At 45.7% G+C, this 20108-nt stretch carries 14 protein-coding genes; 4 read left to right on the forward strand and 10 right to left on the reverse strand.

Annotation, left to right across the window (positions count from 1 at the left end):
- Positions 1–8 precede the first annotated feature (8 nt).
- The 6 genes from F994_RS05030 to F994_RS05055 are packed head-to-tail and all read right to left on the reverse strand — an operon-like array spanning position 9 to position 9764.
- The gene (locus F994_RS05030) at positions 9–3113 is read right to left on the reverse strand and encodes an efflux RND transporter permease subunit (protein WP_004649060.1); all 3105 of its coding nucleotides are present in this window, start codon (positions 3111–3113) and stop codon (positions 9–11) included.
- Positions 3110–6202 carry an efflux RND transporter permease subunit gene (locus F994_RS05035; protein WP_004649061.1) on the reverse strand — a complete coding sequence of 1031 codons (3093 nt, stop codon included), beginning with the start codon at positions 6200–6202 and terminating at the stop codon, positions 3110–3112. The genes F994_RS05030 and F994_RS05035 overlap by 4 nt, the downstream gene beginning before the upstream one ends.
- Before the next feature lie 3 nt (positions 6203–6205).
- Positions 6206–7411 (reverse strand): efflux RND transporter periplasmic adaptor subunit, encoded by a 1206-nt coding sequence (locus F994_RS05040; RefSeq protein WP_004649063.1) that lies wholly within the window; start codon positions 7409–7411, stop codon positions 6206–6208.
- A 9-nt stretch (positions 7412–7420) separates the two neighbouring features.
- Entirely contained in the window at positions 7421–7774 is a 354-nt protein-coding gene (locus F994_RS05045; RefSeq protein WP_004649064.1) for a DUF3325 domain-containing protein, read from the reverse strand.
- Positions 7771–9456, reverse strand: coding sequence for a PepSY-associated TM helix domain-containing protein (locus F994_RS05050; RefSeq protein ID WP_004649065.1), 1686 nt, complete (start codon positions 9454–9456; stop codon positions 7771–7773). The genes F994_RS05045 and F994_RS05050 overlap by 4 nt, the downstream gene beginning before the upstream one ends.
- The gene (locus tag F994_RS05055; RefSeq protein WP_004649066.1) at positions 9453–9764 is read right to left on the reverse strand and encodes a hypothetical protein; all 312 of its coding nucleotides are present in this window, start codon (positions 9762–9764) and stop codon (positions 9453–9455) included. The genes F994_RS05050 and F994_RS05055 overlap by 4 nt, the downstream gene beginning before the upstream one ends.
- A 224-nt stretch (positions 9765–9988) precedes the next feature.
- On the opposite strand from F994_RS05055, the gene F994_RS05060 reads away from it, so the two are divergent.
- The 4 genes from F994_RS05060 (at position 9989) to F994_RS05075 (ending at position 16736) form a co-directional block, all read left to right on the forward strand.
- Entirely contained in the window at positions 9989–10504 is a 516-nt protein-coding gene (locus F994_RS05060) for a sigma-70 family RNA polymerase sigma factor (RefSeq protein WP_004649067.1), read from the forward strand.
- Between the two features lie 21 nt (positions 10505–10525).
- Complete coding sequence (locus tag F994_RS05065) at positions 10526–11485, forward strand: FecR family protein (RefSeq protein ID WP_004649068.1); 960 nt, start codon at positions 10526–10528, stop codon at positions 11483–11485.
- A gap of 65 nt (positions 11486–11550) precedes the next feature.
- Positions 11551–14046, forward strand: a complete 2496-nt coding sequence (locus F994_RS05070) for a TonB-dependent siderophore receptor (RefSeq protein ID WP_004649069.1) — start codon at positions 11551–11553, stop codon at positions 14044–14046.
- Positions 14047–14228: 182 nt separating this feature from the next.
- A complete protein-coding gene (locus F994_RS05075; protein WP_004649070.1) occupies positions 14229–16736 on the forward strand; it encodes a TonB-dependent siderophore receptor in 2508 nt (835 codons plus the stop codon).
- A gap of 69 nt (positions 16737–16805) precedes the next feature.
- Here the strand turns inward: F994_RS05075 and F994_RS05080 are convergent, their stop codons facing one another.
- The 4 genes from F994_RS05080 to F994_RS05090 all read right to left on the reverse strand — a co-directional run bounded on the left by F994_RS05080 (position 16806) and on the right by F994_RS05090 (position 19989).
- Entirely contained in the window at positions 16806–17600 is a 795-nt protein-coding gene (locus F994_RS05080; protein WP_004649072.1) for a thiazole synthase, read from the reverse strand.
- Between the two features lie 12 nt (positions 17601–17612).
- Positions 17613–17777: a sulfur carrier protein ThiS gene (gene thiS / locus F994_RS17130; protein ID WP_407636533.1), complete on the reverse strand. Its 165-nt coding sequence runs from the start codon at positions 17775–17777 to the stop codon at positions 17613–17615.
- A gap of 250 nt (positions 17778–18027) precedes the next feature.
- A complete protein-coding gene (locus F994_RS05085) occupies positions 18028–18813 on the reverse strand; it encodes an acetoin reductase (protein ID WP_004649073.1) in 786 nt (261 codons plus the stop codon).
- Between the two features lie 117 nt (positions 18814–18930).
- On the reverse strand, positions 18931–19989 hold the full coding sequence (locus tag F994_RS05090) for a 2,3-butanediol dehydrogenase (protein WP_004649074.1): 1059 nt from the start codon (positions 19987–19989) through the stop codon (positions 18931–18933).
- Between the last annotated feature and the right edge of the window lie 119 nt (positions 19990–20108).

Genomic DNA, 20108 nt, shown 5'->3' on the forward strand with positions numbered 1-20108 from the left:
CTTTATTCCTATTTTCCTAAGCTCAAGGCATTCTTTATATTCAAACGCTGCAATCGCTGCGCCATTTTTTCCAACAGCAGATACATAATTGGCGTGGTATATAGCGTCAGCAGCTGTCCTAGCGCCAAGCCTCCGGTAATCACCACGCCTAAAGGCTGACGCAGTTCTGCACCTTCGCCCCAGCTGAATGCCAAAGGAATAGCGCCCAGCAAAGCCGCTGTATTGGTCATTAAAATCGGGCGGAAGCGCAAAGCCGCTGCCGACAGCACCGCGTCACGGGCAGATTTTCCTGCACGGCGTTCCTGTAGGGTAAAATCAATCAGCAGAATGGCGTTCTTCACCACAATGCCGATCAGCAGGAACATGCCCAGCAATGCAATTAAGGTGAATTGAAAATTAAACAGCCGCAGCGTCAGCAATGCGCCTAAGGCGACCGCGGGAATCGTGGATAAAATCGTCAGGGGATGAATCACGCTTTCATATGTCACCCCCAGCAGAATATAAATCAGGCCAATCACCGCTAGAACCAGCAATGGCGTACTTAATCCTGCCTGTAGGCTTTCAGCTTCTACATCTTTGTCTGCGGTCATGAAAATCTCATTCGGCAGCATAATTTCCGGCAAAATGCCGCGAATGGCTGCATCCGCCTGTTCAGCGCTGTAGCCTTGCTTCACCACATAGCCAATGCCCATGGCAGCATACTGATTACGCCGGTAAATCCGGTCATTGCTAATGCCATAAGACCATGCAGCGAAGTTGCTGAGCGGCACATATTCGCCCTGCTGATTCGGGACTTGCACATTGGCCAGTGATTCCGGCTGCTGGGTAAAATGCTGATCAACTTCCATCACCACATGAAATTGATTGCTTTGATCATAAATCGTGGAAATCTGGCGCTGCGAGAATGAGTTATTCAGCACGCTGGAAATGCTTTCAATATCCACGCCCAAGCGCCGCGCTGCTTCACGGTCAATATCCAGCGTGACATGCTGCGCACCTTCATCGCCCATAGTTTCCACTTCTTCCAGCTGTGGCAGCTTTTGCATCGCTTGGGCAACTTTTGGCGCCCATTCACGCAGCAGCGCAACATTATCCGACTGGAGCAGCAGCATATGATCTTGCCCGCTGCCGCTGGAAAATGGATCATCCAGTTCAAGTTCCTGCTCGACCCATGCTGAAAAAACCGCGCCAGCCTGCCACGGCGCATTCTGCTTTATCCGCTCGACAATTTCATGTGAGGCTTTACCGTCACGCTCTGCCTTGGGCTTAAGGTTCACCATTAAAAAGGAATTGGTGGTTCCGCCTGCACCGCCCGATGTGCCAATCACATCCTTGACTGCCGGATCGCTTAACAGGCTTTGGCTGAACGCCGCAATTTTCGGCTGCATAATCTGGAAAGAAAATCCGTCATCGCCGCGGATAAACGCCTCAACGCGTCCAGTGTCCTGTTCGGGCAGTACCCGTTTCGGCAGCGCCTGATACAGATAGGCCGAGGCTGCAATGGCGCCGCCCCACAGTAAAATCACCACATAGCTATGCCCGATCATCCATTTTAAGGAATGCAAATAGCCTTGGCTGAGCTTCTGCATACAGCTATGACTGATGCGGTATAAAGCATTATTTTTAGCATTTTCAAGTGGTTTCAAGCAGCGCGCTGACAAGCTTGGCGTAAGCACCAGCGAGATAAAAACCGATAAAATCACGATAAATACCAGCGTTAAGGAAAACTCCCTAAACAGCCGCTCAATCACGCCGCCCATAAACAGTACGGAAATAAAAATCACCGCCAAAGCCAGATTCATGGCAATCAAGGTCATGCCGACTTCCTGAATGCCCTTGAGCGCAGCCTGCACAGGCGGCTCCCCCTGTTCAATGTGGCGCTCGATATTTTCCAGCACTACAATCGCATCATCCACCACCAAACCGATTGCTACAATCACCGCCATAATGGAGAGATTATTCAGCGAAAAACCGGCCAAATAGATCAGGCTGCACGCGCCAATTAAGGTAACCAGCATCGCAATGCTTGGAACCAGCGCGCTTTGCAGGCGCCCCAGCATCAATGCCACCACAATAATCACCAGCAGCATCGAAAACAGTAAAGTATCACGCGCTTCATTCAGTCCAGCACGGATCACTTCCGAACCATCCATCACAATGCTGAGCTGCGCATCGGCAGGAATCTGCGAACGCAGCTGCGGCAGTTTCTGTTTAATTTTTTCAATCACAGCCACGGTATTGGCATTCGGCTGCCGGCTGATTTTGATAATGACCGCAGGTTCGCCGTTATGAAAACCGCTGACATAACGGTTTTCTACAGCGTCCTGAACCTCGGCTACATCTTTAAGGCGAACGGCGGTCTGGCCATGCTGATGGATGACCAAATTGGCAAAATCTGCCGCATTTTGCAAATTGGCTGAGAGCGCCACCTGCCAGCGCAGCTGCTGAGTTTCTACCACACCCAAAGCCTGCACCACATTGCTTTTGACCACTGCTTCACGGACTTGCTCCAGCGATACGCCTTGTGAAATCAGCGCATTCGGATTTAAGCTAATCCGCACTGCCGGCATGGATGCCCCGTCAATGCTGACATCGCCAACACCGCTGATTTGCGCCAGAGCTGGCTGCAACTGGTTGCTGGCGATTTCATACAGCTTGCCGGCCGATAAATGCTTTGAGCTGAATGCCAGATAAAAAATTGGGCTTTGGCTTGGATTGATCTTGAAATATTCAGGTGGACTGGGCATGCCAGAAGGCAGTTGAGGCATGGCTGCATTAATGGCGGCCTGCACTTCCCGCGCTGCTTCATTGATGTCAGTATCCAAATCAAAATGCAGCACCACCTGCGCTGCACTTTGGTTGCTAGATGAATTAATGCCTTTTACCCCAGAAACACCCATCATGGCACGTTCCAGCGGTGTGGCGACCGTAGCCGACATGCTTTCAGGGCTGGCTCCCGGCAAGCTGGCCCGAACCACAATGGTTGGAATATCCGCCTGCGGCAAAGCCGCAACTGGCAAACGGAAATAGGCCAATATACCCAGCAGTACAATCGCGATTGCCAATAAAACACTGGCCACCGGACGGTGAATAAAAACGGAGAGCAGATTCAAGGTGCATCTCCCGTTTCATTCATGGCTGGCACCGCTGGCTGGGCCTTTTGCGGCCGCTGCAAGCGGTCAAAGAACAGATAAACCACTGGTGTGGTGAATAGCGTCAAGAGCTGGCTTAAAATCAAGCCGCCCACCATCACAATGCCCAAAGGCTGGCGCAGTTCAGCGCCGGAACCTGAAGCCAGCATGAGCGGAATGGCGCCGACGAGTGCAGCTAGCGTGGTCATCAGGATGGGCCTGAAGCGCATTAAAGCGGCCTGATAAATCGCCTGCTGCGCTGAGAGGCCTTCATTGCGCTGCGCTGCCAAGGCAAAATCCACCATCATAATGCCGTTTTTCTTGACCAAGCCAATCAGCAGAATAATGCCGATCAAGGCAATCATATCCAACGGGCGACCGACCATAAACAGCGCCAGCAGCGCACCAATAGCCGCCGAAGGCAAGGTCGAAAGAATGGTAATTGGGTGAATAAAGCTTTCATACAGCATACCCAACACCAGATACATGGTTACAATGGCCGCCAGTACCAGCCAAAAGGTATGCTGTAATGAGTTTTCAAAGGCCGCCGCTGCGCCCTGCAACTGCACGTTGACCTCCGCCGGCAGATTCAGAGAATCTTCAATACGGTGAATGGCCTGAATGCCTTCACCAAGGGAAATTCCCGGTGCTAAATTGAAAGACACGCTATGTGCGGGGAACTGCGCCTGCTGCTGCAAAAGAACGGGAGTGCGCTTTTGCGCAATTGCAGCCACAGAACTGAGCAGCACTGGTTCGCCGCTGGAATTTTGAATATAGGTTTGATTTAGCGCATCAATGCCTTGCGTCAAGCTAGGGTCAAGTTCCAACACAATGCGATACTGATTCGCCTGCGTATATAAAGTGGCAATTTGGCGCTGCGCAAACAGATTCTGCAAGGCGCGGCTGATATCTTCAATACTCAAGCCTAAACGCGCAGCCGCATCACGGTTGACATCAATAAAGGCTTGCAGGCCTTGACCGCCGTCTTCACTGGCCACGTCCGAGAACTCCGGCTGCTGCCGCAGGGCTTCAACAAAGAGCGGGCTGAACTGCTGCAAATCTTCATCTTTGGCTGCGGTTAAGCTCAGTTGGTATTGCGTCCGGCTGATTTTGTCTTCAATGCTCAGCTCCTGCACTGGCTGCATCCAGCCTTTAATTCCCTGCACATGGCTGAACTGCTGTTTCAGGCGCGCCATGACCTGATCCGCACTGTCACGTTCGGCATGCGCTTTCAGGTTAATCAGAATGCGCCCATTGCTGAGTTTAGGATTATTGGCATCAATGCCGATAAATGAAGATAAGCTCTCAACCGCAGGGTCTTTTAAAATCTGGCTGGCCAGCGCCTGCTGCCGTTCACTCATGGCCGCAAAGGAAATATCATCCGGCACTTCGGTCACCACCTGTATGACGCCGCTGTCCTGTACCGGGAAAAAGCCTTTAGGAATTACCCAGTACAATGCGCCAGCCAAAACCACGGTGCCAAGCATCACCGTAAGCATCAGCGCCTGATGCCGGAATACCCACTGCAGTGCCTTGCCATAGCGCTGAATCATCCAATCCAGACTCCAGCGGCTGCGGCGCGGTGCATGCTTTGCATCTTTGAGCAAATAAGCGCACATCATTGGGGTCAGGGTAAGTGACACCACAAGCGATAAGCCAATTGCCGCAGCTAAAGTCACGGCAAATTCATGGAACAGCCGACCCACGACATCGCCCATAAACAGCAATGGAATCAGCACAGCAATCAGCGAGATGGTTAAAGAGATTAGGGTAAATCCAATTTCCCTCGACCCTTTGAGCGCTGCTTGCAATAAACTTTCACCAGATTCGCGGTGCCGAGCAATATTCTCCAGCATCACAATCGCGTCATCCACCACAAATCCTGTGGCGATGGTTAAAGCCATCAGCGTCAAGTTATTGACCGAAAAGCCAAGAAAATGCATCAGCACAAAAGTACCGATGATTGACAAGGGCACGGCAATGCTCGGAATAATAGTGGCAGACAGGTTTCTTAAAAACAGGAACGTCACCATCACCACAAGGCAAACCGCAAACACCAGCTCTTTCTGCACATCCTGAATCGCGCTGCGGATGCTTTCCGTGCGATCTGTCAGCACCCTAATCTGCACATTTTCAGGCAAATTGCGCTGCAATTCCGGCAAAACCTGTTTAATCTGATCAGCCACCTGAATGACATTGGCATTTGGCTGGCGCTGCACATTGACCAAAATAGCGGACTGGCTGTCTGCCCATGCCGCCATATAGCGGTCTTCACTGCCTTCAATCACTTTCGCGACATCTTTCAGGCGGATCGGCGCGCCGCCGTTCCAGCGCAGAATCAGATTTTCATAATCCGCAATAGAGCGGATCTGGTCATTGGCATCCAGCATGGTGGTGCGGTAAGGCCCGTCAAAACTGCCTTTGGGCTGATTGGCATTAGCCGCATTAATTGCTGTACGCACATCCTCGGCGCTCATTTTATAAGCCGCCAGCGCAGCAGGATTCATCTGTACCCGTATGGCTGGGCGCTGTCCGCCGGCAAGGCTGACCATGCCGACACCAGAAAGCTGCGACAGTTTCTGCGCAACCCGCGTATCCACCATGTCATAGACTGTGGTGAGCGGCAAAGTCTTGGAACTGACCGCCAGCGTAATGACCGGAACATCCGCCGGATTGACTTTGCGGTAAATCGGCGGTGTCGGCAAATCACCGGGCAGTTTGCTGCTGGCCGTGCTGAGCGCTGACTGCACTTCCTGCTCGACCACGCCCAATTCTGCGCTCAGTTCAAACTGTAGCGTGATAACCGATGCACCGACCGAGCTGGCTGAAGACATTTGCTTCAAGCCAGCAATTTTACCCATTTCACGCTCTAACGGCACCGTCACCGTGCGCTGCACCGTATCCGGATTGGCGCCGGGTTGGAAAGTGTAAATTTGAATAATCGGATAATCCACCTGCGGTAAGGCGGAAACAGGCAGAAGACGCCAGACTAGCAGCCCGCTGAACAGCAGCGCCAGCATCAGCAATACTGTGGCGACTGGGCGCAGAATAAAGAAACGTGAAATATTCATGCTTTATCCAGCTGCCGGCGGAGTTAAGCCAGCTTGCGGATTTTCCTGCACAATTTGCACCTCCTGCCCATCTGATAACCGGTCGATGCCTTCTAAAACCACACGCTCGGTGCCATTTAGTCCAGCTAAAATTTCGGTTTGGCTCTGTGAAGTCACGCCCAGCTTCAGCATGCGCATTTCAGCTTTATTTTTTGTGTTGATCACATAGACATAGGTGCCTTTTGCGCCATGCTGAATGGCATCATTCGGAATGCTGACCGCATCCTGAATGGTTTGGGCATTCAGACGGATATTGACAAACTGGTTCGGAAACAGCGCATCATCGCGGTTATCAAACACCGCTTTTAATTTTAATGTCCCGGTATTAAGGTCAATTTGGTTATCCAAAGCCTGCACCTGTCCTAAAGCCAATTGCTTTTGCTCTGCTTTGTCCCATGCGCTGACTTGTACTTTCTGCCCTTTGCCGGCTGCTGCGCGCAAGGTGTCTAAATAGTTTTCCGCCACTGCGAATTGCACATAAATCGGATGAACCTGCGTCACCGTGACTAAGCCGGCCTGTTCATTGGCCTGAATTAAATTGCCGGCATCCTTTTGCTTAAATCCAGCCCGCCCTGCAATCGGGGAATAAATTTTGGTATAGGACAATTGCAGTTTCGCGGCATCCACTTGCGCCTGATTGGCCTGAATTTGCCCTTTCAGCTGATTCACCAAAGCCTGCTGCTGCTCCACCTGCTGTTTGGCAATCGAGTCCTGCTTAAACAGCAATTGATAGCGCGCCAGTTCAGTTTCCGCATTGCGCAGCTGCGCCATATTTTGCTGCTGCGTGCCTTGTGCCTGAGCCAGTTCTACCTGAAAAGGCGCAGGATCTATTTGCGCCAGCAGCTGGCCTTTGGCAACCAAATGGCCTTCCTGAAAATAAATACGCTGCAATACGCCTGAAACCTGACTTTGAACATTCACCGTATGCGCAGGAATAACCGTGCCAATCGCTTTCAGTTCGACATTTAAATCACGGCGCTCGACCGCAACGACCCGCACGGGAACAGGCTTGCTCCATTGGCTGAACTCTTCTGTAGGCTTGGAGGATGCAGCTGCCCAATACCCATAGCCTGCACCCAAAGCCAGAATAAGAATTAATCCGGTTAAATATTTAAATTTAGGGGCAAGAGGCTTTTTTTGGCGGTTTAAATTTTCAGTTAGATCACTCATGAACAACGCTTACCCATATATTCGAAAAAATTGCAGCCCAAGCGCCAGACACAGCAGGACTACAGAAAAATGTAAATTTAGCCGAGGCCGGTAAGACTGAATAAAAACGATGCAGCCTGCGGCCGCAGTGGCAATGCCGAAGCATGCCGTCATGCCGACCGCCCATCCCCATGCCAAAATGCCGGCGCACAGTGCAAGAAGTAAACTGCACCAGCCCAAGCCAGAGCTGAACTTGGCCAGTCTGAAAGAAAGCGCACGGTTCAGGACTAATTTGGCATTGCGCTCCATAGCGAGATTCAATGCGAACATACCCAAATAGCAGAGCGCGCAGGCGGTTAAAATATTGACTGCATCAAGGCTCATGGCAGCTCCTCACTGGCCTGAACTGCAGCAGCCGGAGCTTGTTTTGGTAGGCGCTTGGCTTTGGCTGCCGGTTTTTTTAGAATCGCTTCACGTTTCAGCCAAACTTTATAAGCAGCCCAAGCTAGAACAGCGCCCAAAAATAGAAAGCCTAGGTCAATGCTGGCCAGCACATAATCCTGATGCGCCAGCGAAGCCGCCAAATGCCGTTCCGTCGTCAGCGCATTCAGCAGCGGCAGCAGAAGATAAGCCAGAGAGGCAGCGCTCAGAATTTCCAGCCAAGCGCGCGCAATCGGCCTGCACAGCGCATAAAGAAAACTCAGTGCCAAGGTGATGTATAAACTGTGGATTTCCCAAGCAGCCCGGTCGGCCAGATGCACCGGAATTAAGCGGTTGGCCCAAAAATACACTGCAATCGCTAAAGGAAGCCCCGCAATCATGGCAATATTCAAGCGCTCTACCAGCGCATGGCCAAAACTCATGCGTTCGGCTTTCAGCTGTTTTGGCCTGCGCTTTACTGTCCACAGCACCAAACCGGTCGCAATCATCGCTGTGCCCAACAGTCCGGTAATGACATACAGAATCCGGATCAGCGGTGAAGCAAAAGAGCCTTCATGCAGCCCCAGCACAGCCAAGGCAAACTGCATGGGCGCTTTGTCCTGATTGGACGGATTGTCAGTCATTTTTTTCCCGTTGGATAAATCAAAACTCAGCGAGGTGCGCTGTCTGGCAATACTGTCATGACTAATTTGATAGAATTCGGCTTTGGCAGGCGCATCCCCTTTGGCGGGATAGAAATTCACGCTGCCGATGCGATGTGCTCCCCATTCCCGCTGCACCTGCTGCAATACAGGTTGGATTGGAACAAAATGCTGTGCGCTCTGCCCCATCGGCTGCGCAGCGGTTGATGCATCGGTGCCAAAGCGCGCGCCGGGATACAGTTCTGCATAGTAGCGCTCTGAATTTTTCTCGCCAAAACCGTAAACCATCGGTACGCCGAACGGCATATAGGCATTGGCAAAGAAAATCAGCCCGCTATAAGTGATCATCAAATAAAACGGCAAAGCGATCACGCTGATGACATTGTGCGCATCCAGCCATGAACGCTGGCCTTTGGCGGGACGGAAAGTGAAAAAGTCCTTGAAAATCTTTTTATGGGTGATGATGCCGGAAATAATCGCCACGAACATGAACATGGTGCAGATCCCGACGATGCGGATAGCCCAGTCATAAGGCAGATAATGCAAAGCATAATGCATGCGGTACAGCGCATCTCCGCCGCCCGTTTCTCGCGGCTTGAGCTGCTGCGCCGGCGGCTGCCCACTGTTCACATCCAGAACTTGAGTGCGGTATTCACCGTAGCGCTGGCCTTCCTGCGCAGGCAGCGACCAGTTCACGGAGAATTCATCCCAGCCCCGCGCATTTGACAGTAAGCTGATGCCCCAGCGCTCAGCCTGCTGTGCTTCCGGCAGTTGCTTCAAATAAGCATAGGCTTTACCCAATTGATCTGTTTCCGCTGGAACGGTTGCAACCTGCATAGCCCTTTCCGGCTGCATCCAACGGGTCAGTTCAATCTGCACATAACCTGCTGTTCCAGTTAAAAACACAAAGAACAATACCCAACCGACCACCAAGCCAGTCCACGTATGCAGCCAAGCCATACATTGGCGAAACCCTTCCTTCATAGTGTTCCCCACGGCTTGAGTAATACCGCCAACAAACCTAGGCCCGCAATACAGCCTAAAGTCAGGCAGAACGCATGCAATGCATTTTTAATACTGAATATGGCCAAAATAAAAATCAGCCACACCACAAAACTCAGCTGCAATCCAGCATATACCGCAAGCGCCAATTGCTCTGGAAACATTAGTCCAACCACTGGCACGGTTAAGTTGGCAATACAAAAACCGCCCAAGGAGGCAAGCAAAATACGCAGCAGTACCATAAAGCGGTAGCGCTGCTGATCATTAAGTCTAGAAATCACGGGCTTCATTTATTTTTTCACTACTGACATGCAGAAATTGCTGTATAGCCATTACGGGCATTTACTACTAAGACGAGTGAAATAAAAAAACAGCTCATCATAAATGTTGCGATTTGTAATTTTTAATTGTTGCGTTTAAGAATGATTCTTATTAAGATTATCAAGTAAATCGTTACCTCCTAATTTTCAGTACAAATTTTAGGATTGTTGTCGCCAAGCCAATAGGCAAAAATATGAATCTGAATGTACAAAAGCAGCTATGGCTGAGCCATGTTTATCAAACACATCAAACAACATTATTGTCTTGGTTTAAGCATAAACTTCAGCATCACCATCAATCAGAAGATTTAAGTCAGGAAGTTTTTTATCGTGCTTTAAAAAGTAATTATTGTTTTACCAGTATTAAAGAACCGCAAGCTTGGTTAATGGGTATAGCAAAACATGTGATTATTGACCATTGGCGTCGTCAACATATTGAACGTTTATATTTAGAAGCACTGGCTCATTTACCCGAAGAATTTTATCCCTCTGCTGAGCATGAAGTGTGTATTCGCGAAACATTATATCAAGTTCATGTAATGCTAGAAAAACTTCCACAACGTACAGCTCAAGTTTTTTTATTGTCACAATTGGATGGGCTGACCTATTACGCGATTGCTGAAAAATTAAATATTTCTGAAGCAACTGTAAAACGTGATATGAAACAGGCTTTTCTCGCCTGTATAAATCTTTATAATTCTGAGCATTAATTCAATTTAGCACTGGTCTTTATGTCTGCTTCTCAGCCCATTCCCGCACATGTTATAGATGAAGCTACAGACTGGCTGGTCTTGTTGCATTCAGGCGAAGTCACTGAACTGCAACTTCAACAATTCGAGCAATGGAAAGCAGAAAAACAACAAAATGCCTTAGCTATTCAGCAAATTGAAAGGCTGACGCACGGCCTATCTAATCTTCCTTCAAACTTTCAACCTGAACTTTTGGTGAGTTCCGAAAAAAAATTTCATTCAGCACTTAAAAGAAATATCTTATTTAGCTTTTCTGGACTCTTTTTTCTTGGATTTATGGCATCTTGTTTTCCGTGGGCAAAATGGCAAGCGGATTATCATACTGAAGTGGGTGAAATTAAATCCGTACTTTTAGAAGATGGTTCACAACTGATTTTATCCAGTGACAGTTATGTCAAGATTCAATTTTCAACACAAAAACGTCAGGTCAACTTAATAGAAGGTGAAATTTATATTCAAACCGCGAAGGATCAAAAAAAGCACCGTCCTTTTATTGTGGAGACGCAGGATGGTCAAGTTGAAGCTTTAGGTACACAGTTTACGGTTCGTCAGGAAAATAGTCACAAAACAAAAGTAAGTGTTTATCAACATGCTGTCGCCATACATGCCGATCAGCTGGCAGAAACTCATATTATTCAACAAGGTCATCGTGTGGTTTTTGATGACAACTATATTTCGAAATCAATCGCACTTCAAAATGATCGTCCTTATTGGACTCAACGACTTTTAGTGGTGGAAAAATGGCCCTTAGAAAAAGTTTTATCTGAACTATATCGTTACAGGAAAGGAACTTACTTTCTGGATGAAGATCTTAAAGCGATACCTGTATCTGGTGTTTTCTCATTAAAAAATACACAGCAAAGCTTAGAAACATTAGCTTATACACATCAACTTGACCTGAATTTTTATAGTCCTTATCTTTTGAAGATTAAAAAAAGATAAAAAATTGACCTTTTTTCCTGCTACATGCGACTTATAGAGAAATACACTCTTAATCGAGAAAGCGCATGAAGGATTATCAGGCAAAAAGTACCTTGGCAATGGCTATACGGGCAGTATTATGGGGAATGCCCTTGGTTGTAACCAGTTTTACCAGCACTGCTATTTATGCTGCCAATGTACATCCTATTTCTATTGCTCATACCTCCCTTGACCAAGCCCTTAAACAGCTCGCTATTCAAACAGGAATAATCATTAGCTATGACACCGCTTCCCTGTCTAAAATAAACAGTACAGCTCTTAAGGGAAATTATTCTGTAGATCAAGCATTGGCTTTATTACTGCAACCGCATCAGTTAAATTCCGTGAAAACAGCGAGTGGCGGCTATAGCATTCAAGCTAAAACCAATCCTGCAAAATCTCAAATTCCCAATCAACATCAAGCAAATGAAGGTTCAGTTACAGGAACAGATTCGGCACAATTAGCAACCATTTCTTTAACGGCAAATCAAGGAAAGTCTCTAACAACCGAAGGTTCTGGTTCATATACGGCAAAAGCAACCACTGCATCAACAGGCTTGACACTGAGTTTAAAAGAAACACCACAATCTGTAAGTGTCATGACACGTCAACAAATGGATGATCAAAACTTAACTCAAATTACTGACGTGGCCAATCAAGTCGCTGGTTTGACTGTGAATCAATCGGGTAATGTAGGGTCAGATAGTTCACCCATCTATGCACGTGGGAAAAGTGTTGATAGTTATTTACTCGATGGGGTGAAATTACTCAGTACGTATTCTTCTATTTTTCAAAGCCAAGATACCGCTCTTTTCGACCGAGTTGAAGTGGTTCGTGGCTCAACAGGCTTAATGACCGGTGCTGGAACAGCGAGTGCCAGTATTAATATGGTCAGAAAGAAACCATTACCAGACTTTAAAGCGTCTGTAAGTGCAGATGTCGGTTCTTGGAATTCATACCGTACCGATCTGGATGTGTCTTCCCCGCTTAATGACTCAGGCAGTGTTCGGGGGCGTACAGTCTTTGCTTATCAAAATTCAGATTCCTATATAGATCGTTTTAATGAAGAACGTAAAATTGCTTATGGTGTTGTTGAAACAGATCTAACTGAAAATACTCAAGCCAGTTTAGGTTTAAGTTATCAACAAATTTATATCACAGGTCAAGCACGTGGCGGGTTACCCGCGTTTAATAGCGATGGAACACGGACAAACTGGTCGCGCTCTGATTCAGCTGCACCCAATTGGTCATATTCTGACAGAGCAACCACTTCAATATTTGCAGATGTGAATCATCAATTGTCTGATCATTGGAAATTAAAAACATCTTTAGCGCATATTATTACAGAGTCAGATGAATTGGTGGGTTACGCCAGTGGTGGAACACCCAATAAAGACACTGGAAGCGGTGTTTCACTTTATTCAACCCATTGGGCATATAAGCCCATCCAAAATTTATTCAACATCACATTAAATGGCTCATTTGACTTATTGGGGCAAACTCATGACCTTGTTGTGGGTTCAACCTTAACAAAAAGTAGTAATAGTCAGCCCTACTTCACCAATTGGTGGATTGATGGATGGAGTGGAACGATTGAAAATATTTATGAATGGGATGGTAATACGCCTAGCCGTCCTTACAATCCTGCTGTAGGTTGGACAAAAGAAAATAATACAAGCTCATCAATATTTGCAGCTGCTCACTTTAAATTGAATGATGACTTGGCATTATTGGTAGGTTCACGATTAGAAAATTGGAAACTTAAAAAAGAAAATAATAATTATAAAGAAAATACAATTACCACGACGACGCGACAAGAAAATAATAAAATTATTCCCTATATCGGTCTTGTTTATGATTTCAATGATTATTGGTCAGCTTATACAAGCTATACCAATATCTTTTCACCTCAAGATAGAAAAACTTTGGCTGGCGATTATATCGATCCATTAGAGGGAAATAGTACTGAAATTGGTATTAAAGGTGCCTTTTTTGATGATCAATTAAATATAGGCGCGGCAATATATGAAACTCAAGAAGATAATCTAGCGGTTGCTATTCCCGACAATCCAAATGGTTCTAAAGTGCTTGCTCCAGATGGTTCCCAAGCTTACCGAGCCGAATCTGGAACAAAAACGCGCGGTTTTGAATTAGAGGCAACTGGAAAATTAAGTGACGTTTGGCAAATTTCGAGCAGTTTTTCTCGAAATTTAAGCAAAGATAGTAAGGGAAATTTATTAAATCCAAATATTCCAAGCAATACAGCCAAAATTTTTACTACATATACACTTCCTTACTTGGATGAAGCAATCACAATAGGTGGTGGTATTCGTTGGCAAAGTGAAATCCATTCTGTAGATCGAAAATTCACACAAAGTGAATACAGCGTTGTCGATTTAATGGCGCGCTATAAAATGACGAATAATCTAACAGCAAACTTAAATTTAAATAATATTTTTGATAAAAAATATTATTTAACAACAGGTAATAGCTATTATGGTGCACCCACCAATTTTAGAGTTGGGTTAAAATATGATTGGTAAATGATAAGACGATTAAAATGCTAATCTAAGAATTATTAAATAGGCATCTTTGGGTGCCTATTCTTTGCTCTCTAAAATCTTAATTTGATTAAATTATAAATTAAAAAAAACTACATAATAAATGAGCTTTTATTTGCTCTTGTCCGACTTATAGAGAAACATACTCTCAAACGAGAAATCTCATGAAGGAATATCGAGCAAATAATGCATTGGCTCTTGCTATCCGTGCAATTTTTTTAGGCATGCCACTCGCTGTATGTAGCATGACAACAACATCTATATATGCAGCAACTGAGCATAATATTTCGATTGCAAAAAAATCACTTGATCAAGCTCTAACAGAATTGGCCATTCAATCGGGTATTACCATTAGCTATGATTCCACTACTCTTTCTAAATTGCAAAGTTCGGGCTTAAACGGTCACTATTCAACTGAGCAAGCTTTAGCATTATTGTTAGCACCACATCACTTAGAGCCAGTAAAAATAGCCAGTGGTGGATATAGTATTCAAGCTAAAGTTACTACTGCACATCAAGATGCTCAAGTTGTTCAATTAGCACCAATTCATAGCCAAGCGGCCAATTTAAGCAATAAAAACCTCGTATCCAGCAGCAAAAATGAATTGGGGGTATCTCAATTACCCACTATTTCAATGGTTGCAGCTTCTGACAAACATATGGTTAATGTCGGAAAGTTAGCACAAAATTTAAAAGAAGTGCCCCAATCTGTAACGGTCATCTCGCGTGAACGTATGGATCAACAAGGTTTAAAAACATTAGATGATGTCATGCTACAAACCACAGGTGTGACACGAGAACAACTCTGGCTAAATAACAACTACACTTCGCGTGGCTTAACAATTAAGAATATTCGTTACGACGGCGGCGGCGTATCCGATATTCAGGATCGAAATAACAGTGCAGACATGGCGCAGTATGATGCTGTTGAATTGCTGCGCGGCGCCGATGGCCTCTTTGGCGCTGGTGAAGCTGGAGGGGTAATCAACTTAAGTCATAAACGGCCTCAGGTAGAAACGGCTTATCAGGCAGCGCTGTCAGCAGGCAGCTGGAATAACTACCGAGCTGAACTGGACGCAACCGGCGCCTTAAATGCCAATCAGACTATTCAAGGGCGTGCAGTTGCAGTACTTCAGGATCAGGACTTTTTCTATAAACCGACTCATAACCGCCGTGAAATGCTTTATGGTGCGCTTAATTTTGACTTAACGCCGCAAACCCGCCTGTTTACAGGAGCCAGTTACCAAAAAGATAAAACCGATGCCTTTAATGCCAGTTTACCGCGTTGGCAAGATGGCGCAGATATCGGATTTTCCCGCAGCACCACAATGGGGGCGCCGTGGAGCTGGATGGAAAGAGAAAATATTGCCGTTTTCGCCAACCTTGAACATGACCTGAATGACCAGTGGAAGACCCGCTTAAACTTACGCTACAACATGGGGGATGACGGCATTAACGGCGCGGAAATGGAAGATGCCGTCAACTACCAGACTTTAGAATCTACATGGTGGCGCTATCAGGATGATACGGAATTTAAAGAATTTACTGCTGATGCAAATTTACAGGGAAGCTTTGACTGGCTGGGACAGCAGCATGAACTAATTATAGGTCTGGATTCAAAATACAATACCAAAGATTACAAGCAAAATTGGACTTCGTACGGCAAAGGTAATCCCTTTAACCCTGCGCCACCGCCTGAGTGGGATTATCCACCAAATTCATGGACAACAAACAGCACCAATAAAAGCGACACGGCAGCCGGATACGGTTCTTTAAAGCTTAAGCCTACGGATAAACTTGCAGTGATATTAGGCGGGCGCTACGCTTTTAAAGATGAAATTGAGATACAAAACCACAATACAGGTAATAAAAAAATATATAAGGAAGATAAAAAATTTACGCCTTATTATGGCTTAACTTATGACCTGCTTGCCAATACTACAATTTACGGCAGCTTCGCAGAAATTTATACGCCGCAAGGAAAATATCTGGAAACGCAGACAGGGCCATCATTAATGCCGGTTGAAGGCAGTAATCTGGAATTCGGCATAAAAACTGAATTAACGCCGAAGCTGCTGGCTTCTTTAGCTTATTTTAAAATTAAAAAAGACAATGAAGCGGTAAGTTTAGGCTGGCAGTCTATTGCCAACAGCAATTCATGGTGCTGTTATGTTGCCGCCGGAAGTAAGCGCAGTGAAGGCTTTGACGTTGAATTGAATGGTTTAATTACCGACAGTTGGAATATCTCTTTCGGCTATACATTTAATGAAAATGAAGACCGCCGAGAGAATGATGCGCAGTTCAGCACCTTAACGCCAAAACATTTATTGAAAATATGGACAGATTATAAGTTTTCAGAATTTCTTGAAGGCTTAAGTATTGGCGGCGGGGTAAATGCGCAGAGTAAAAGCTTCCAGTCCGGCAGAGTACCAACATACGACCCTGTAACCAATCAATACGGCAACCCTATGATTGATTATCAGTTTGCACAGGAAGCCTATGCGGTCTGGTCATTGCGGACAGCATATGAAATCAATCCTAACCTGAATATTTCTTTAAATGCTAATAATATATTTGATAAGAAATATTACAGCACGATTGGCACCTCCGGCTATGGAAACTTTTATGGCGAACCAAGAAGTTTCCTGTTAACACTAAAAGCTAAATATTAAAACAAGCAAGTCAGTCATATTTATATATGACTGACTTGCTGAAATTAATGCAATGCTGCCCCAAATAATTCAACTTCTATTATAGAAAAAGTAGCCAGTTTCAGGTGAACTGGCACTCGCCATACGTTTACGTGGCATACGTCCAGCAAGAAAAGCCTCACGCCCAGCTTCAACAGCTTTTTTCATTGCCGATGCCATCAGTACAGGATTTTGTGCTGCCGCAATTGCAGTGTTCATGAGTACACCATCACAGCCTAGCTCCATAGCAATAGCAGCATCACTTGCTGTTCCCACACCGGCATCGACCAATACAGGAACTTTGGCATTTTCTTTAATAATTGAAAGCGTATGTGGATTTAAAATCCCCAACCCAGAACCAATTAAACTCCCCAAAGGCATAATTGCAACACAGCCCATGCTTTCTAGTTCTTGCGCAACAATTGGATCATCCGAGGTATACACCATAATTTCAAAACCATCATCAATCAATGTTCGTGCAGCTTTTAGCGTTTCTATGACATTTGGATAAAGTGTTTTTTCATCACCTAGAACCTCAAGTTTGACCAAATTATGTCCATCAAGCAGTTCACGCGCCAACATACAGGTACGCACAGCACTCGGCGCATCAAAACACCCTGCTGTATTTGGTAAAATGGTATATTTGTCTGGTGGAAGAACTGTCAATAAATTGGGCTGGTCAGCATGTTGGCCAATATTGACACGGCGAATCGCCACCGTAACAATTTCTGCACCACTGGCTTGAATGGCCAAATCGGTTTCCTTTAAGTCCTGATATTTCCCAGTTCCCACCAATAAACGTGACTTAAATGTTCTTGAACCAAGAATAAGTGTGTCGTCTTCCATGTACGCTCCGAATTAACCGCCACCTACGGCATGAATAATTTCAATATAATCTTGATCTTGCAAAAGAATATGTTGAAGTTGAGATTTTGAAATAATCCTTTGATTATGTTCAACAGCAAAATGCTTACCCTCAAGTGGTAAATCCTGAATCAGTTGTAAAAGATTACTGTGAGTAATCTTTTATGAATAATCTGTTTTGCTACGCCATTTAAAAAAATCCGCATGATTCTGTCCCGTTATTTTTATCCCCCACTTTCCTTTGCCTATTCCGAGTTAAGGCATTGACTCAAGCTTGGTTAAATTATTGTGGATTAACAACAAAAATCATGGTGAGCATGGTGTAAAAAACTGGATTTTAATGCTTAGCTGTCGTTTAACCAGCTGCATCATGATGCAAATACAACGGGCTGTTGTTTGTAACTCACGTTTAACGATAGACAATTCCACCATCGGTTAAAATGGATTGACCCGTAATATAGTCCGAATCATCACTGGCTAAAAATGCAACCAGTGCCGCCACATCTTCGGGTGTTTGCGCTCGACCTAAAGCAATCCCTTCAACGTATTTTTTATAGGTTTCACCAATCGGTGCACCTGTTATTTCAGAAAACCGCTTATCAATTTCCACCCACATTTCTGTGCCCACAATACCCGGACAATAGGCATTTACTGTAATGCCATGACTGGCATATTCTTTTGCTGCCGCTTGCGTTAATGCACGTACTGCAAATTTAGTCGCGGAATATACACCCAACAAAGCAAACCCATCATGCCCTGCAATAGAGGCGGCATTAATAATTTTCCCTTTTTGCTTACGTTCAATAAACTTCTTGGCAGCAGCCTGAATACCCCACAACACGCCTCCAACATTAATATCAGTAATTTTGCGGAACTCTTCAGGACTCACATCACTGATTGCCTGCACTTGAGCAATCCCCGCATTATTAATCATAATATCGAAGCCACCCAACTGCTGCTCAGTATGCTGAATGGCTTGGGTAATTTGCTCTAGCTGACTAATATCTGCATTAAAAATTGTCGCTTTTACCCCCAATGCTTCAACCTCAGCTTGCACTTTTTTTAATTTATCTGCTGATAAATCTACCAAAGCCAAATGTACACCTTCTTGCGCTAAGCGTAAGGCAATACCACGACCAATCCCTTGTGCTGCACCTGTAATGAGAGCGACTTTATTGCTTAAACCTCTTGGCATAATACATTCCTTTTGTATTGCAGTTTATTTGCGTCAAATCCTCACTGCTTATTCATTTTGCTGTACTTTTTAAGCCATAGCTTGTTTGACGCGCTTTAATCTTCCTTTTTTAATCCGTTACGGATGAACAATAATTTTAACTGCCGATTCATTGTTGTGAATAAGCGTTTCAAAACCTTCCGAAACCAAATCATCCAGCGCAATACGCTGGGTAATAAACGGCTCCAAATTAATTTTGCCTTGTTCAACCAATTTAATGGTTTCCTGATGATCATTGACATAGGCAATTGTGCCGCGGATATCCAGCTCTTTCATCACTACGCTATGGACATTGACTGTAGCTGGATGGCTCCAAATCGAAACAATCACCAACACGCCTGTCGGCTTGATTGCAGTCACCAAAGTATCCAACACTTTATTGACACTGCTGCATTCAAAGGCCACATCAACACCACGATCAGCGGTAATTTTCATGACTTCCGCAACGACATCAACTTCCGATGGATCAAGCACATAATCGGCAACACCGGCTTCTTTGGCTTTTTCCTTCCGTTTGGCGCTCAGTTCGGTAATGATCACCGTTAGGCCTTTGGCTTTTAAAATGGCGGAGAGCAATAAGCCAATTGGCCCTGCACCGCCGACCAAAGCAATATCCCCAGCTTTTGCACCACTGCGAACGTAAGCATGATGCCCAACCGACAAAGGCTCAATTAACGCCGCCTGATCTAATGGAATGTCATTAGAAATGGGGTGCACCCAGCGGCGCTGCACTGCAATTTTTTCAGCCAAGCCACCACCGCGCCCGCCTAAGCCAATAAAGTTCATATTTTTTGACAGATGATAATTGTCTTCCGGTCCTGTCGGTACATCGTCGGCAATGATATAAGGCTCAACCACCACATGCTGTCCAACCTGAATATCATCTACGCCTTCACCAACCGCATAGACCACGCCAGAGAATTCATGGCCCATAGTAATCGGCGCAGACTCACCTGAAATGGGATGCGGATGCCCACACGGTGGAATAAAAATGGGGCCTTCCATAAATTCATGCAAGTCAGTCCCGCAAATACCGCACCAAGCCACTTGAATGCCGACAGTGCCTGCGGTCACTTGCGGTTCTGGAATCTCTTCAATGCGAATATCGCCTTGATCATAAAAACGCGCTGCTTTCATAGCTGCTCCCAATTTATTGCTTGGCTGCCTAAATCGGCAGCACTATTTAATGTTATTTAAATGTGATTTAAGTGCTGTGGATGGGCTTATTCAGGGCCTAACTAAAACGCTACGCGTTC

Source organism: Acinetobacter bohemicus ANC 3994 (assembly GCF_000367925.1).
In the GTDB taxonomy this organism is placed as follows: domain Bacteria; phylum Pseudomonadota; class Gammaproteobacteria; order Pseudomonadales; family Moraxellaceae; genus Acinetobacter; species Acinetobacter bohemicus.